Origin of the sequence: Vibrio sinaloensis (genome assembly GCF_023195835.1) — a bacterium.
GTDB classification, from domain to species: Bacteria; Pseudomonadota; Gammaproteobacteria; order Enterobacterales; family Vibrionaceae; genus Vibrio; species Vibrio sinaloensis_C.
This window is the reverse complement of the sequence record NZ_CP096200.1, coordinates 796897-813711: the sequence shown is the minus strand read 5'-3', so window position 1 is coordinate 813711 and position 16815 is coordinate 796897. Positions and strand designations below refer to the sequence as shown.

Here is a 16815-nt window from a genome sequence, read left to right as displayed (position 1 = left end):
TCATTCTTCGACTGGCTTTTTTCAACTCTCAACAAAATGCGACTGGTAGTATTTTGGCGTTACCGCGATTTTCCTTTTGAACTGGCGCTGGAAGTGCGCTTGGTCGGCGAACCCTAATGCATGAGCGATATCGACAATACCCTCACCCGACTTGAGCATCACTTTTGCGCGTTTGATTTTTTCGTCCATCAAGTAAGCATGAGGTGGAAGACCATAATATTGCTTAAATGCGCGTAACAACTGATAGCGACTCAACTGCGCTTCCTCTGCAAGTTGATCCAGTTGATGTACGCTACTGACATCATCAAGCAGCTTTTCTCTCACCCTTTGGATGTCTGGGGTCGGCATCTGTCTGAACGCCTGGTTGGTATCACCAAATGTTGCTGCGATAAAATCGTACAAACGAGTTTCGATTTGCATTTGGCTGGCATCAGACTGCACATCGTGTAACAGACAAACAAACCTGTGTTTGAGCTCGGGGTCACGTTCAAATGCCGCTCGAAAGGGCAGATAGTCGTGGCGATGGTTGTCACTGATCTCTTGCTGCACCCGCCCCATCTGCTCCGCATCAACAAACAACATACTATAGGACCAAAGGCCTGCTTCAGGATTACAGGCGTGTACATCCGCAGGATTAATCGTGACCAAATCACCTTTACCGATATGGTGGCGATGATGATGATTATGATATTGCGCGCGTCCATGTTGGATAAGACCGAATGAAAATTCATCGTGGGAGTGGGCTTGATAGCACGCACTACTATGATTTGCGATTCGCAACTCTATCCAAGGCACCATAGTGCTTTGCTTAAAATGTGCGCTGTTATCTCGCTTCATACGCAGCTCCTTTGCGCTAACTCGACCAGATCATGCTAACAGATAGCGCGAGTGTGGTCGCCATAAACCGATTAAAGGCAATTTGACGACTGGGCTGATGAAGATAATTGGCCAACCACCGACCAGCCATCGCCCATAAACCAACGCCAATAAGGCAGCAGATCAGAGAAACAAGCGTAAAGATCCACAACCACTGCTGAGGAGACTGTTGCCCAAACACGTAGAGACTCACTCCCGACATTGCCACTAACCAAGCTTTGGGATTGAGCATCTGGCTAAGCGAACCTACCCACCAGCCTGATAACGAAGATGACTTCTGAGTTAGGTCACCCACGGGCGCAGTGAATATTTGATAAGCCAAATAAAGCAAAAAAGCGCTACCGAACCAGCGCATAAAGAGACTTAACGCTGGCAGCCAATCGATGATTTGCTGCATCAATTGCCCACAAACGAACACTACGATGGCGTAAGCGACTGACGCCCCAACAACCAATTTTGCCGCTTCTCGGTGACCGCTTCGCATGGCAGTCGTGGTCGCTAATAAGTTGACCGGACCCGGCGTTGCTGCACCGACTAAGGCAAATGCAAACATCGCGATTACAATATTATTCATCGACTCCTCCTATTTGCCATCAGCGTAGGACGACGGGAGCCTCAAGTATTGAACGATATTGCAACCATAAAAAAGCCGCGCCTAAAAAGGTGCGGCAAAACAAAAACAACTGGCAGTGGATAGTTGGCTTTTGTGTTGGCGAGGTCGAACAGCGACCCCAATCAAATTGTGCGCTGGGCTGGCGACTTAGTAAGTTTCAAATAACCCCATGTTGTAGTCTCGAACTGCTTGTTCGATTTCAGCCATACTGTTCATCACAAATGGGCCATAGTGGACTACAGGTTCATCGATCGGCTCTCCAGCAAAGATCAACGCGCCGCTGTCAGCTTGTGTCGACAGTTCCACTTTGCCGCCTTTACTTAACAAGGCCAGCTCACCTTGTTTGACTGTTTGTGTGCCAATCTGAATGTCACCACGATAGCTAAGCACCATCATGTTGTGTGTCTCCGGCACTGTCAGAGTCAGTTGCTGTCCTGAATTGGCTCGCCAGTCTGTGACACTGAGATCGACACCGGTTTTGTCCAGTGGGCCGGCCAATTCTTGCTCATTGGCGACAATGTTACCTGCTAGTACGCGCAGCAACCCAGTATGATCACTTTGATGTTCAGTAATCGTCTCCGGTTGAAAGTCGTGGTATTGAGCTGGCTTCATTTTGTCGCGAGCAGGCTGGTTAATCCAAATTTGGAAACCATGTAGCTCGCCCTCTTCCATAATCGGCATTTCACTGTGAATCACGCCGCGTCCCGCCGCCATCCATTGCGCGCCACCGGTTCTTAATTCACCCACGTTGCCCATATGGTCACGATGTTGGAAATGGCCTTTGAGCATATAGGTTAAGGTTTCAATGCCTCGATGAGGGTGTGGAGGAAAGCCACCAACATAATCTGCACGCTGGTCAGACTTAAGTTCGTCCACCATCAAAAAAGGTGAAAACTGCTGATTATTGAACCCAGCGACACGTTGAATTTTAACGCCATCGCCATCTGAAGTGGCATGGGTTCTGATGATTTGATTGACACTACGCATCACGCTCATAGCTTGTCCTCCCTAATTGGTATGGGATAAGTCTAAGCCAACAGAAATAAAAGATGAGCGTGTAGATTAGAGCCTCTCGTTCAAAAATTTTGAATAAGAGCCTTTGCCCCAAGAGCATTGGTCTGCGCTAAACAACACGTTAAACTAGCGGCTCCTACCGTCACGGATGCAAAAACAACACAATGAACGCACTATCCTTTACTGATGCTGGAGTCACTTATACTCCGCACTCCTTTACCGCACCGCTTGATTACTCTGACGCCAGCAAAGGCACGATTACCGTCTTTGCCCGTGAGCTCAAACTCACCAGTGATGGCGAACAAAACAAACCTTGGCTGGTTTACTTTCAGGGCGGTCCGGGGTTCCCGTCGCCACGACAAAATGGCAACAACGGCTGGGTAAAACGCGCCTTGCAGCAATATCGAGTCTTGCTCCTCGATCAGCGTGGCACTGGCAATAGTAGTGTGATTAATCAGCAAACCTTGGCTCATTTGTCACCGCAACAACAAGCCGATTACCTAGCGCATTTTCGTGCCGATAATATCGTGCGTGACGCCGAGTTGATTCGCCAACAGTTTGGCATCGAACAATGGGCCATTCTGGGACAGAGCTTTGGCGGCTTTTGCTCACTGACCTACTTATCGATGTTTCCGGAGAGTTTAACTCGCAGTTACATCACAGGCGGGGTGCCTTCCCTCTCTCGTCATCCGGATGATGTCTATCGCGCCACCTTCAAACGCACCATGGAGAAAAACCGAGCGTTTTTTCAGCAGTTTCCCCAAGCGCAGCTGTTGTGTCAGCAAATTGCCGACCACTTGCTTGAGCATGAAGAGTATCTGCCCAACGGCCAGCGCTTTACTGTCGAGCAGTTCCAACAGTTGGGCATCAACTTCGGCGTGTCAGATTCATTCCTCCCGACCTACTATGCGCTTGAAAACGCTCTGATTGAGGTCAACGGTAAAGCACAACTGCGCGAGGAATTTCTCAGTAATATGTTGATGGAACAAGGATTTCAAACCAATCCTATCTACGCGATTCTCCATGAATCTATTTACTGCCAAGGTTTCGCCTCACAGTGGAGCGCGCATCGCATTCGCCAAAGCCTGCCTGAGTTCAACTATCAAAAAGGGCAGCCTTTCTACTTTACCGGTGAAATGGTGTTCCCTTGGATGTTTGACCAATACAAAAACTTGCAGCCGCTCAAACAAGCCGCCGAACTGTTGGCAGCGAAGCAGGATTGGCCTGCTCTATACCATGAACACGTACTGGCGCGTAACTCAGTGCCAGTTAGCTGCGCAGTCTACGCAGACGACATGTTTGTTGAAATGGACATCAGCCGCGAAACCCTAGCCTTGATACCTAACGCCAAAGCCTGGATTACCAACGAGTATGAGCATAACGGGCTGCGTGCAGATGGGGAAAAGATCTTAGACCGATTATTCGCGATGGGCGATCAAACCGCGGCGACGCTTGTCTAACCGCATCCGCCCCGCATTGAGCGGGGCGAGCGTTGTCTTTCTCTGAGTTGCTTGCCTGTTCCTTGTCAACAGCGAGCCTGACAAAATCATTTGCGTGCACCATTAGAGTCACCCACGGCAAATGGGTTACAATGGCTTTTTTGCCGATAGCTAACTATTGATGCTAACCATATCTAACACCGTGACCCTGCAATCCTGGGAAGTCCAACTGACTGCCATTCGCGCACAAGGGGCCGGAGGTCAGAACGTCAACAAGGTTTCCTCAGCGATTCATCTGCAGTTTGACGTTAAACACTCGACCTTACCGGACATCTACAAACAACGTATTCTCGCGCTCAATGATTCTCGTCTGTCTAAAGAGGGGGTCATCACTATTAAAGCGCAGCAGTTTCGTACTCAAGAACAGAACAAAGAGGATGCCCTCAATCGCTTGGCGGAGCTTATCCGCTCCGCGATGGTGGTGCAGAAGAAACGCCGCGAAACCAAGCCAACCCGTGCATCCAAAGAACGACGCCTAAAAAGCAAAAACATCAAATCACAAACTAAGTCATTGCGTGGGCGGGTCAATCACTAGGCAATCGGATGCGGTTGTTTTACTCTGGTGATAATAATGGACGATGTGAGAACCGGTATGCCACGCTTATGGACAAGCCTTTCCCTATTGATCTTGCCTTTTTTGCTCTGCCACTCGGTGCACGCCAGCACTCATTGGCAGTTTGATAGTGACAGAGAGGGAATATCAGTATATTGGCGTGAACACAAACAAGGCTTGGTCGAAATACGCGCTCGAATGTTCACCCCAACCAGCTATAGTGCCTTTTTACGTTTACTTGAAGATACCGATAATGTGCCAAGCTGGGTAGATAACGTCAGCCACAGTGAAGTAGTGGAGCAAATCTCAGCAAACGAAAACATCGTCTACACCCAGTTTAAAGCGCCCTGGCCAGCCAGAGATCGCGATATGGTGACCTACTCGAAATATTGGCAAGATGAGCTGGGATTAATATTGCACATCCAAGACGCTCCCGATTCGGCAGTGGCGGAGCAAGCTGGCTACATTCGTATCCGCGAGGTCGACGCGCGCTGGACGCTTCAAAAGATCAATGATGGCACCACTATGGTAGAGTATCGGGCGTATGCGAACCCAGGTGGTGCACTGCCGAATTGGTTGGTCAATAAGTTAGCCAAATCGAGTGCACGAAAAACTTTTGAAGGCCTGCGCCAACAGCTGGCTGACTATCAAGGCCTGACTCACCCCGGCATCAATGAATAAAAAAATGCCCAGCGTTAACGCTGGGCATTATTTCACTTAACTCATTTCGTTTAACTCAGTTTCAATTTGTAGAACACGGTAGCCAACGGTGGAATCTTCAGTGTCAGCGACTGAGCTAAACCTTGACTCTCTTTCGCTTCGCTGCTGACCGTATCCAGCACTTGATAACCACTACCGTGGTACTTGGCATCATCGGTATTGAGTAGCAACTGATAAGTGCCCTTGATTGGGACACCAAGTCGGAACGCATCATGTGGTACCGGAGTAAAGTTACTGATCACCAAAATGCGTTCACCACTATCACTCAAACGTTCATGAGCTAAGATAGACGCATCGGCCGAATCCTGTAGACGCCATTCAAAACCGCGCGGCTCACTGTCGAGCTCATACAAGGCTTTTTCACTGGTATAAAGCTTATTAAGATCACGTGTTAGCGACTGCACACCTTGGTGACGTTCAAAATCAAGCAAGAACCATTGTAATTGGTCATCGTGATTCCACTCACCGGTTTGACCAAACTCCGCCCCCATAAAGTTAAGCTTTTTACCCGGCTGCGCATACATATAACCCAAATAGGCACGTAAGTTGGCGGTTTGCTGCCATTCATCACCCGGCATCTTATTGTGAATCGAACCTTTGCCATACACCACTTCATCGTGGGATAACGACAACACGTAGTTTTCACTATGTGCATAAACAAGCGGGAAGGTGATGGTATCGTGATGGTATTTGCGATGAACAGGATCTTGTTGAATATAGGAGAGCGAGTCGTGCATCCAACCCATATTCCACTTAAAACCAAACCCTAAGCCGCCCATAAACGTCGGTGCAGAAACACCTGGAAACGCAGTGGACTCTTCTGCAATCGTCATCGCGTTAGGGAAGTATTTGTACACTTCCTCATTCATCCACTTCAGGGTGGCGATAGCATCATAGTTTTCGTTTCCGCCATCGACATTCGGTACCCATTGGTCATGGCTGCGTGAATAGTCGAGATAGAGCATCGACGCCACCGCATCGACACGGATACCATCGATATGGAACTGTTCAAACCAATACAGCGCATTAGAAACCAAGAAACGGCGTACGTGCTCACGGCCAAGATCGTAAATGTAAGAGTTCCAGTCTTGATGCCAGCCACGACGAGGGTCGGGATCGTGGAACAAAGGTGTGCCATCGAAGTTGGCTAAGCCATGATCATCTGACGGGAAGTGTGCTGGTACCCAATCGAGCACCACACCAAGTCCTGCTTGGTGGCATTGGTCAACGAAGTACTTAAAGTCATCCGGCGAACCGTAACGACTGGTTGGTGCAAACAGTCCAACCGGTTGGTAGCCCCAAGAGCCATAAAATGGGTGTTCAGAAACCGGCATCAACTCAACATGGGTGTAGCCCATGTCGACCAGATAAGGGATCAATTGGTCGGCCAACTCTCGATAATTGAGGAAATCACCGTTTGCGGCGCGACGCCAAGAGCCAGGGTGTAGCTCATAAAAAGACAAAGCTTGCTTGCGTTTCTCTGTGACTGGACGCTGCTGCCATTGCTGATCTTGCCACTGATAACGACTGTGATCATAAGTCACAGATGAAAATGAGGGGTACTGCTCTGCGTAAGCGCCCCAAGGATCGGCTTTGTGCGGCAGCCCTTCACCGTTAGGCCCCTTAAGCTCAAACTTGTATTGAGTTCCCTCTGGCAAATTGGGAATAAAAATCCCCCAAATACCATAGTCAAGACGCTGCATCGGCGTACGGCGACCATCCCACTGATTAAACTCACCGACTAAGCTACATGCCGACGCGTGCGGCGCGTAAACCAAAAAGCGTATCCCCGAAATCTGCTTACCATCACGCTCTAATGTCACGAACTGCGAGCCCATGTGCTTATACATTTCTTTTGGCGTGTGCAGATCGTCATACTCCGCATAGATGTTGTGGTATTGGTAAGGATCATCGACCAACTGCTCGGTGCCGTTCCAATCTACCGCTAACAAATAATGGGTTAAGTGCAAGTCACGCTGCTGCTTTAAAATAAACCCCGACGCATCTTCGCGTTCTAACTCTATCCGCTCCTCATCAATCACCAACTCAACTTTGTCGGCACCTGGCATCCATACCCTGAGCGCCCCTTGTTTTGGGTCGATATAAGGACCGATAAAAGAGAAAGGATCTGCAAATGTCGCATGCGAAAGTTGGTTATATATCTTTGTTGCCTTATCTAACGTTGTTGCTTTCAAGTCGTCCTCTCCCTAACCTAACTTTCTGGCCGAAAACCGGCGCTGATGGTGCTATTTACCCTGAGCATAACTGAATGGTACACAGAGAGAATAGCGGGTCAAATAAGCGAAAAAGCCCGCTAAATAGCGGGCTTGATTAGCATGATTCTAGTTTACCGAATTCCTGCTCTACATAGAGTGATATAGCCTTAAATTTTCTATGTTCACTCTGCAACATCGGCATTATTTACTCGCTTTTGCTCTTACTTCAGTCAGCTTATGTGCAATCCGGTTGACCCCTTCATGAGCAAAGATTTGATCCAGGTTCATTGACAGCTTACGACGCCAGTTCGGGTACTCATCAACCGTGCCAGGAATGTTGACAGGTTTGTCCATTTCTAACCAATCTTCCAATTGAACACTCAACAGTGTTGATGCGCCCGCCGCCACATGCAGCTGCAACGCTTCTGCAAGATACGAGTCCATAGGTACGTATTGCGCATCTCGTCCTACACCTTCTGGCAGGTAACCGTGCCAAGCGACGGAGTCTAGAATGCCTTGCTTAGACTCAAGGCGGTCTGCAAACAACCCTTTTAATTGCTCTGCATCTGGGTACAGGCCAAGCTCTTCGCCCATTTTTAGGTCATCGCAATGCCAGAAACCACGTAGAGTCGGCATATCGTGAGTACATAAAGCCGACATCGACTGCTCTGCGTAGTGAACAGGAGAGATGTAACCGCCGTCGTCTTCAGATGTTTCGAAGAAGAAGACTTTGTACGAATGGACACCCGCATCACGCAAAATATCGACGATTTCGTCCGGCACTGTCCCTAAATCTTCACCAATCACGCTACACTGATGACGATGTGATTCTAGGGCTAGAATCGCCAGCATATCTTCGACTGGGTAGTAGATGTACGCGCCTTGTGTCGCGTTTTCACCTTTTGGAATCCACCATAAACGCAGCAAGCCCAACACGTGGTCGATACGCAATGCGCCACAATGCTTCATGTTGGCACGCAATAACTTGATGTAAGCATCATAACTGGTTGCGTGCAGAACTTGTGGATTGAGTGGAGGCAGACCCCAGTTTTGACCAAGTGGGCCAAGCACATCCGGCGGCGCACCAATGCTGGCGTCCATCACCAGATTTCCGTCGTCAGCCCAAGTTTCGCTACCAGAATCGGCAACCCCTACCGCGAGATCTCGATATAAGCCGACTGACATGCCTTTCTCTTCAGCCAAAGCTTGCGCTTCTTTGATTTGAATGTCGGCAATCCACTGCAAGTACATGTAAAGATGGACTTTATCTTGATTTTTTTCGATAAAGGCCGTGACAGCACTGCTATCAAATTGTCGATACTCTTCTGGGAAAACAGGCCAGCCCCACACATTGTGGTCTTCGGCATGGAGCTTAGCATGAAGGGCATCAAACGCCGCTTGATGCAGCAGGCTATCACCACCTTCCTCAACAAAGGCTAAAAACTTCTGTGCGCGTTCGGTGTTCTTGTCAAGGTGACGCGTTTTGAACTCGTCAAACAGCAAAGGCAGCACGTTCAACTTAAGATCCGCCACTTCGGTGTAGTTGACCCAGTGAGAGTCACGCGCTTTTTGCAAACGTTGTTGGAACTCAGCGCTACCGACGCGCTGCTGCGCCTCAATGCTCAATGCAAATTCAGGCACTGAGCTGACATCGATATACAGGATATTCAACCAGCGACGCGATGACGGACTGTATGGGCTTGCGCCTTCCGGATTCGCTGGGAACAGTGAATGGATCGGGTTCAAGCCAACGAAGTCGCCACCACGGGACGCAATGTCCGCCACGAACTGTTTCAAGTCGCCAAAGTCACCAATGCCCCAGTTGTGCTGAGTACGCAAAGTGTATAGCTGGACACTTGGGCCCCACATTTTTTTGCCACTCTCAATCGCATCTTGTTTGTAACAAGCGCGTGGCGTCACAATTAACGTCATCTCATACGGCGCTTTGCGGCGCTTACGCATAACAGTTAGCTTGTGATAACCCCAAGCAATATCACTTGGTAGTGCAAACACTAAAGGGCCACCCTCACTGCGCTCATCGCGCACGATTTGCGACTGAAGATAGCCTTCAAGTACCTCTCCCTGCTCCGTATCTAGACGCCAGCTAAACTCGCTCTCTCTAGCACTGACTCCTAGGTTAAGGGAGACTTCCACAGGCTCACCATCACGTACCACGAGTACCGGTTCGAGCACATCTTTTTTGTGCTTTTTCTCCGCCGATTTCAGAAGTGTTTCGTCATTGGTTGTATCGTAACCTAGCGAGGCTAGTAGGCGGCGGATGGTCTCTTCTGAAACCTTCGCTTCATCGCCCCACGCGCTCACGTAGCTGTCGGCAATTCTCGCCATTTCAGCGACTTGTTTTAATGCGTTTTGTTGTTTCATCGCTCTCTCCGAAGGACTGCTTATACCTTCAAAATGTAGGGTAATCTTATATCTAAAAGAAGTAGAGCCAAGGCACGAGGGCCTTGGCTTTTGTTGGCTTGTTTAGCGTTTCACCGCTTCAAGTTTCCAAATATTGTTCACGTAGTCTCGAATTGAGCGGTCAGAGGTGAACTTGCCGACCAATGCAGTGTTGAGTATCGCCTTCTTCGCCCAACCTGCTTGGTCTTGGTACTGTTGGGCCATCGCTTCGTGCGCTTGCACGTAAGAAGCAAAGTCAGCCAAACATAGGTATGGGTCACCACCATCTAGCAAGCTGTCGTATGTTGCGCGTAGCAAGCCAGGTTGACCTGGTGTGAACTCATCACCGAGCAAGAGGTCGAGTGACGCTTTCAGCAGTGGGTCTGCATGGTAGTAGTCGTAAGGGTTGTAGCCAGCGGCTTTCAGTGCCACGACTTCATCCACTTCAAGACCAAAGATATAGATGTTGTCATCACCCACCTCTTCGCGAATTTCAACGTTCGCGCCGTCCATGGTACCAATCGTAAGTGCACCGTTTAGTGCCATCTTCATGTTACCAGTACCTGACGCTTCTTTACCCGCTAGCGAGATTTGTTGAGAAACGTCAGCAGCAGGGATGAGCATTTCAGCCATGCTGACACGGTAATCAGGGATGAAGACCACTTTCAGTTTGTCGCCAACGCGTGGGTCGTTGTTGATCTTGTCAGCGATCTTGTTGATAGCGAAAATAATCTCTTTCGCTAAGTGGTAACCTGGCGCCGCTTTAGAGCCAAAGAAACAGACGCGTGGCGTACATTCAAAGCCAGGTTCGTTGATGATGCGATGGTACAGAGACAAGATGTGTAGCAGATCGAGATGCTGACGTTTGTACTCGTGCAGACGCTTGATCATCACATCAAAGATAGCATTAGTATCGAGCTCGATACCCATGTTCTCTTTAACCCAATCAGCAAGGCGCTGTTTGTTGGCTTTTTTCACCGCCATGAATTCTTTTTGGAACTTGGCGTCATCAGCGTACTTCGCAATGCCTTCTAGCTGCTCAAGTTTCGCTGGCCACTCGCTGCCCACCTTGTCAGTGATTAGCTTAGATAGACCTGGGTTACAGAACTTCAACCAACGACGTGGCGTGATACCGTTCGTTACGTTATGCAGACGAGTTGGGAACATCTCGTGGAACTCTGGGAATAGATCTTTCTTAACTAGCTCAGAGTGCAGTGCCGCTACGCCGTTTACCGCGTAAGAACCGATTACACATAGGTTAGCCATGCGAACCATGCGGTTGAAACCTTCTTCGATGATAGACAGCTTAGCTTGTTTCTCACCATCACCAGGCCACATTGCGCGAACTTCTTGGAGGAAGCGGTGGTTGATTTCGAAGATGATTTCCATGTGACGAGGAAGTAGACGCTGGATTAGCGACTCTGGCCAAGTCTCTAGCGCTTCTGGCAATAGAGTATGGTTAGTGTAAGCGAAGGTTTGTGAGCTGATTTCCCACGCTTTTTCCCAAGAGAGACCTTTTTCATCAATCAAAATACGCATCAACTCTGGAATAGCGATGGTTGGGTGAGTATCGTTAAGCTGAATAGTCTCTTGCTTTGGTAGATCAGCCAAAGCGAAGCCAGCCGCTTCATGACGACGTAAAATATCGCGTACCGACGCTGCTGAGTGGAAGTACTGCTGCATTAGACGCAGTGTTTTGCCTTTCTCGTGGTTGTCATTTGGGTACAGTACTTTGGTGATGTTGCCCGCATCTATCAATGCGTGCTGAGCTTCAAAGTAGTCGCCGTTGTTGAAACTGGCTAGCGAGAATGGCGCAATCGCCTGACATTCCCAAAGACGAAGCGGGTAAACCGTGTCTGACTCGTAACCTACGATTGGCAGATCCCAAGGCATCGCTTTTACTGTCATACCTGGTACCCATTTACGTACTTCGCGGCCGTTTTCGTGCGTCACTTCTACGTGACCATAGAAGCCAATTTCTTGCGCCAATTCGGGACGCGCGACTTCCCAAGGGTAACCTTCTACACCGCGCCACGCGTCTGGTGTTTCTTTCTGACGACCTTCTTCGAATGATTGCTTGAATAGACCGTATTCGTAATGCAGGCCGTAACCGACCGTTGGGAACTCTTGTGCTGCACATGAATCCATGAAACACGCCGCCAAACGACCCAAACCACCGTTACCCAATGATGGGTCGCGCTCTTCTTCTAGCAAATCCGTTAGGTTTTGCCCTAGTTCAGCCATCGCATCCGTGATTTGATCGTACAGACCAAGGCTAATTAGATTGTTACCTGTCAAGCGGCCAATCAAGAACTCAAGAGAAAGGTAGTTAACGCTTTTGGCGTTTTTGATTTTTGGGTCTTGCTCAGTCTTTAGAAGATCAAGTGTGGTGATCTCAGCCAGCGCTTTGCCCATGGCAAGGTACCACTCACGTGAAGTCGCGGTTTCCACTGTTTTCGCGTAAGTCGCAGAAAGGTGCATCTTCACATCGGCTTGAAACGAAGCCTTATCAAAATTTTTCTGTTGCGTAGGTTTCATTAGAGAAATCTCACTTATTGGTTTTAATCCATCTGTGCCATATCGTGCATTGACACGCTCAGTAAAACATCCTCCCACCTAGCCACCAATTTAGGAGGAGGAAACAGGGCGTAGAGGGTGTATATCCATAGGCTCAGTGATCCAACTCTCATTAAAAAATCGCTACGCCTGAGCTCGGGTGACTAAGATCACACCATCAACGAATTTAGCCTAGCTCTGACGTATTAAAGATACATGTTGCGGAGAATATCTATTTGGTGAAAATGTATACTTTGTCACAGAATGTTTTTGTTTTGAGTGCAACTTTCACGCTTATCGGTGCAGATAGAGAGTTAGAACACAGTTTATTACCCAGCAATAAGTGACCAGCATCACAAATACAGGGCGTAGAGGAAGCCAAAGTGTGAAATATGCGAAAAACCGACAGCTGATCAATAACTGTTGCTTTTGATCTCCAGTACTATTCATAGCAACACGCTAAATTGAACAGATTTTGCTCAACATCGCCTTCACTCCATCCGAGTGATTGAGTGATGACCAGCAGGACATCAAATTGGGATTAAGACGATGTGGATTCCTTCGAAATTAACGCGCCCGGGCCGACTGCACAACGCGATCGTACGACCAAGAGTGCTTGATTTATTGCAACAAGCGCCTTTTTACAAGTTGGTGCTGCTCCGCTCCCCTGCTGGATATGGCAAAACCACCATGGCCGCACAATGGCTGTCGGATAAACCCAATGTCGGTTGGTATAGCATAGATGAGAGCGACAACGACTCATTTCGTTTTATCAATTACTTGCTGAAAGCACTGAACAAAGCCACCGATGGAAGCTGTCCAAGCTCGCAAAAGCTGGCCGAGAAGCGTCAGTTTTCGTCTCTGCACTCGCTGTTTGGTGAAGTGTTTACTGAGATGTCAAACTTTCATCAAGAGTGTTATTTGGTGCTGGATGACTACCATCTGATCGCCGATGACGAAATACACGAAGCGATGCGCTTTTTCCTCAAACACATGCCAGATAATTTGACCTTAGTTGTCACCAGTCGCGCAGCCCCGCCACTCGGCACTGCCAACCTGCGCGTTCGCGACTTAATGATAGAGATCGGCGATGAGCTGCTGGCGTTTGACACCGAAGAGACGACGCGTTTCTTTAATCAGCGCGTCAGTGACGGCATTGATGACACCACCGCGAACAACCTGCGCAACTATGTTGAAGGCTGGCCATCAGCACTGCAGTTGATCGCACTACAGGCTCAACATCAGCACAAAACCCTCGCCCAATCGGCCGAGTCCTTCTCACAGTTTAACCACGCGCACCTGTGGGACTACCTGGTAGAAGAGGTGTTCGATCTGTTAGATCAAGAGACTCGGCAGTTCCTACTGCAATGCTCAGTGCTTGATCATTTCAACGACCAGTTGGTCTCTGAGCTCACCGAACGTGAAGATGCGCTGAGCATGATTGAATCCCTCAACCGATTTGGTCTGTTTATTCATCCGCTTGAGGGAGAGCAAAACTGGTACCGTTTCCATAACCTGTTCGCAGAATTCCTCTCTCACGAGCGGACGGCGCGTATCCCTCAACAAGAAAAGCTGTTACACAGAAAAGCCGCTACGGCTTGGCTTAAGTTGTCTTCACCGCACCAAGCACTGCGTCATGCGCAAGAAGCGCGCGATAGCCAACTCACCGCAGATATTTTGAGCCAGTATGGCTGGAACATGTTCAACAGCGGTGAACTGCAAACCCTTGAAAAAGCGATCAACTCCCTGACGACAGAACAGCTCTACAGTGAGCCGAAGCTGTGTATGCTGCAAGCCTGGTTAGCGCAAAGCCAACACCGCTACAACGATGTCAGCGACCTACTATCCAAAGCCGACCAGCAAATGGCCAAGCTCAATGTGGTACTGAGCAGCAAAGAGCAAGGTGAGTTCAACGCATTGCGTGCTCAGGTTGCGATCAACCGCAACGAGCCCGAGCAAGCTCTGGAGTTGGCCGAGCTCGCGCTTAGTCAACTCGACTCCACCATCTACCGCAGCCGCATCGTCGCCACCTCGGTGGTCGGTGAAGTCAATCACGTATTAGGCCATCTAAGCCGCGCTCTGCCTATGATGCAGCAAACAGAGAAGCTGGCGCGCCAGTATCAGGTTTACCATCAGGCGCTGTGGGCAATGCTACAACAAAGTGAAATCTTGATTGCTCAAGGTTATGTGCAAGCTGCCTATGAAGTACAGGACAATGCCTTCAAACTGATCGAAGAGCAGCAACTGCATCAAGTCCCGCTGCACGAATTCTTGCTGCGCGTTCGCGCGCAAATTTTGTGGTGTTGGAATCGTCTCGATGAAGCTGAAGAGTGCGCCTATAAGGGGCTCGATGTGCTCGGCAACCATAGCCCGAGTAAGCACTTACATAGTTACTCGATGTTGGCACGTATCGCCATTGGTCGTGGCGAGATAGACAAAGCGGGTAAATTTATCGATCAAATTATTCATCTGCTCAAACAGTCTACCTATCACGTTGACTGGACTGCCAATGCCTCGCTCTCTTTGATTTTATTTTGGCAGGCACGTGGCGATTTGGAATCGATCGCCCAGTGGCTTGAAACCACGGTGCGCCCCGAGCAAGCGTGTAACCACTTTACTCAGTTGCAGTGGCGCAACATTGCCCGCGCTCAGATTGCGCTAGGCAAGTTTGATGATGCGAGTGAAACGCTGAGCTTTATTCAACAACAGGCAAGCGAAAACGAGTTATTGACCGACACCAACCGCAATCTCATCGTGCAAGCGGTTTTGGCGATATCTCAGCAAGATGAAGCCAATGCACAGCAGTACCTCAAGCAAGCGCTCGAACTGACCAATCAAACCGGCATGCTGGGTAACTTCCTAGTCGACGGTGACAAGATTGGGCATATCCTTGAAAAGCTCAACAACAAACATGATCTTGGCGACTTAGAGCGTCATCGAGCTCAGCAGCTGTTGAAAGACATCTCAACCAATCAACGAAGCAGCTCGATTCACTTTGACGAAGAGTTTGTCGAAAAGCTGGTCAATCACCCCAATATTCCAGAACTGGTGCGCACCAGCCCTCTGACTCAGCGCGAATGGCAGGTGTTGGGGTTAATCTATTCCGGGTTTAGCAACGAGCAAATTGCGCAAGAGCTTGACGTGGCTGGCACCACGATTAAAACGCATATCCGCAATCTGTACCAAAAGCTCAATATTGCCAATCGTAAAGAGGCGATAAAAACCGCCGAGAATCTGCTGCAATTGATGGGTTACTAAGGTTGCTAATTAGAAAAAAAGCGCCAGTCGGCGCTTTTTTTTTAAAACTTTTTCGGCGCGTAGCCCGTCATCACTTCAAGGCGTAGCTCTTTGCCCAGTTTTGTCATCGGATGCACCACCACTAGCCCTTTTACTGATTTCTTTAGCTTGCCCATATCAGCCTGCTCAGCTTTGGTAATTGGGCGAGAGAAAGGCATATCCAGCAGACTCTTACGCTCTTTATTCATGTCGTACTTCAACTTATGTTGAGTCGCACTGGCTTTTTTACTGAGCTTTTCCAGTTCGTCGGTAAACTTACTGATCATTTCCTGATCACCACGCCCTTTGGCAGCCTCCAACTTACGCTGACAGGTATCAATGCGATTGTTTAGGTTCTGTAGTTCTTGCTTCAGGCTCATGGGATATTCTCTTAAAGAAACGGAAAGGTCGGCGAGTGTAGCACAAGCCAAGTCACTGCCCTACTATTAATCGCTATGACTGAGTCTCCACTATGGCAAACATAGTGCTTAAACTACGATAACAATCTAAAAGCCCCACTTGCTGATCAGTCATCTGTCTTGGCGCGTAGAATAGGCCAAAGGAGTAAACTATGTACCAACTGATCATTTTTTATGACGGCTTCTGCCCACTGTGCGTAAAAGAGATGGATGCACTGCAACGTCACGACGCGCGCCAACAGATAAAATTGGTCGATATTCAGAGCGAACAGATGCGCCACTATCCCAATATCGACAAAACCAAAGCAGGCCAGATCCTACACGCGCTCACCCCTGATGGCGCGCTGTTACTCGGCCTTGACGTTACCTACCAAGCGTGGAAATTGGTCGGCAAAGGGTGGATCTACGCCCCCTTGCGCTGGTCGGTGGTCAAGCCTCTCGCAGATTGGGCTTACCTAGGGTTTGCGCGCAATCGATACCGTTGGTCTAAGTTACTGACAGGTAAAAGTAAATGTGAGGACGGTCAATGTTCTCGTTAGATAGGACTAATGTCTAACTCAATAGCAATCATAAATCACTCAAGACTCACATTCCTTGGCCGATAAATTGGCTAATCTTAATAGATAAACTTTTGGTCTATAACAATGATTCCAATAACAGGACATCGTAGCTA

General features: G+C 48.9%; 12 protein-coding genes. 5 read left to right on the top strand and 7 right to left on the bottom strand.

What is annotated here, in order from left to right; translation table 11 throughout:
- Window positions 1-21: 21 nt before the first annotated feature.
- The 3 genes from MTO69_RS17200 to MTO69_RS17190 form a co-directional block, all read right to left on the bottom strand.
- Entirely contained in the window at window positions 22-837 is an 816-nt protein-coding gene (locus tag MTO69_RS17200) for a helix-turn-helix transcriptional regulator (RefSeq protein ID WP_248334659.1), read from the bottom strand.
- Between the two features lie 16 nt (window positions 838-853).
- On the bottom strand, window positions 854-1450 hold the full coding sequence (locus tag MTO69_RS17195) for a LysE family translocator (protein ID WP_248334658.1): 597 nt from the start codon (window positions 1448-1450) through the stop codon (window positions 854-856).
- Window positions 1451-1636: 186 nt separating this feature from the next.
- A complete protein-coding gene (locus MTO69_RS17190) occupies window positions 1637-2485 on the bottom strand; it encodes a pirin family protein (protein ID WP_248334657.1) in 849 nt (282 codons plus the stop codon).
- A gap of 182 nt (window positions 2486-2667) precedes the next feature.
- Here MTO69_RS17190 and MTO69_RS17185 point away from each other — a divergent pair, with 182 nt between their 5' ends.
- From MTO69_RS17185 to MTO69_RS17175, 3 genes are all read left to right on the top strand, one after another.
- A complete protein-coding gene (locus MTO69_RS17185) occupies window positions 2668-3963 on the top strand; it encodes an alpha/beta fold hydrolase (protein WP_248334656.1) in 1296 nt (431 codons plus the stop codon).
- A gap of 160 nt (window positions 3964-4123) precedes the next feature.
- Window positions 4124-4537, top strand: coding sequence for an alternative ribosome rescue aminoacyl-tRNA hydrolase ArfB (gene arfB / locus MTO69_RS17180; RefSeq protein ID WP_248334655.1), 414 nt, complete (start codon window positions 4124-4126; stop codon window positions 4535-4537).
- A 57-nt stretch (window positions 4538-4594) separates the two neighbouring features.
- Window positions 4595-5236 (top strand): START domain-containing protein, encoded by a 642-nt coding sequence (locus MTO69_RS17175; protein ID WP_248335603.1) that lies wholly within the window; start codon window positions 4595-4597, stop codon window positions 5234-5236.
- Between the two features lie 50 nt (window positions 5237-5286).
- On the opposite strand, the gene glgB is transcribed toward MTO69_RS17175, so the two are convergent.
- The 3 genes from glgB to MTO69_RS17160 form a co-directional block, all read right to left on the bottom strand.
- Complete coding sequence (gene glgB / locus MTO69_RS17170; RefSeq protein ID WP_248334654.1) at window positions 5287-7470, bottom strand: 1,4-alpha-glucan branching protein GlgB; 2184 nt, start codon at window positions 7468-7470, stop codon at window positions 5287-5289.
- 222 nt (window positions 7471-7692) lie between these two features.
- On the bottom strand, window positions 7693-9873 hold the full coding sequence (gene malQ / locus MTO69_RS17165; protein WP_248334653.1) for a 4-alpha-glucanotransferase: 2181 nt from the start codon (window positions 9871-9873) through the stop codon (window positions 7693-7695).
- Between the two features lie 102 nt (window positions 9874-9975).
- A complete protein-coding gene (locus MTO69_RS17160; protein ID WP_248334652.1) occupies window positions 9976-12429 on the bottom strand; it encodes a glycogen/starch/alpha-glucan phosphorylase in 2454 nt (817 codons plus the stop codon).
- A gap of 567 nt (window positions 12430-12996) precedes the next feature.
- Here MTO69_RS17160 and malT point away from each other — a divergent pair.
- Window positions 12997-15705 carry an HTH-type transcriptional regulator MalT gene (gene malT / locus MTO69_RS17155; protein ID WP_248334651.1) on the top strand — a complete coding sequence of 903 codons (2709 nt, stop codon included), beginning with the start codon at window positions 12997-12999 and terminating at the stop codon, window positions 15703-15705.
- A gap of 41 nt (window positions 15706-15746) precedes the next feature.
- On the opposite strand, the gene MTO69_RS17150 is transcribed toward malT, so the two are convergent.
- Window positions 15747-16103: a YibL family ribosome-associated protein gene (locus MTO69_RS17150; protein ID WP_248334650.1), complete on the bottom strand. Its 357-nt coding sequence runs from the start codon at window positions 16101-16103 to the stop codon at window positions 15747-15749.
- Window positions 16104-16294: 191 nt separating this feature from the next.
- Here MTO69_RS17150 and MTO69_RS17145 point away from each other — a divergent pair, with 191 nt between their 5' ends.
- Window positions 16295-16681, top strand: coding sequence for a thiol-disulfide oxidoreductase DCC family protein (locus MTO69_RS17145; protein WP_248334649.1), 387 nt, complete (start codon window positions 16295-16297; stop codon window positions 16679-16681).
- The last annotated feature ends 134 nt before the right edge of the window (window positions 16682-16815 follow it).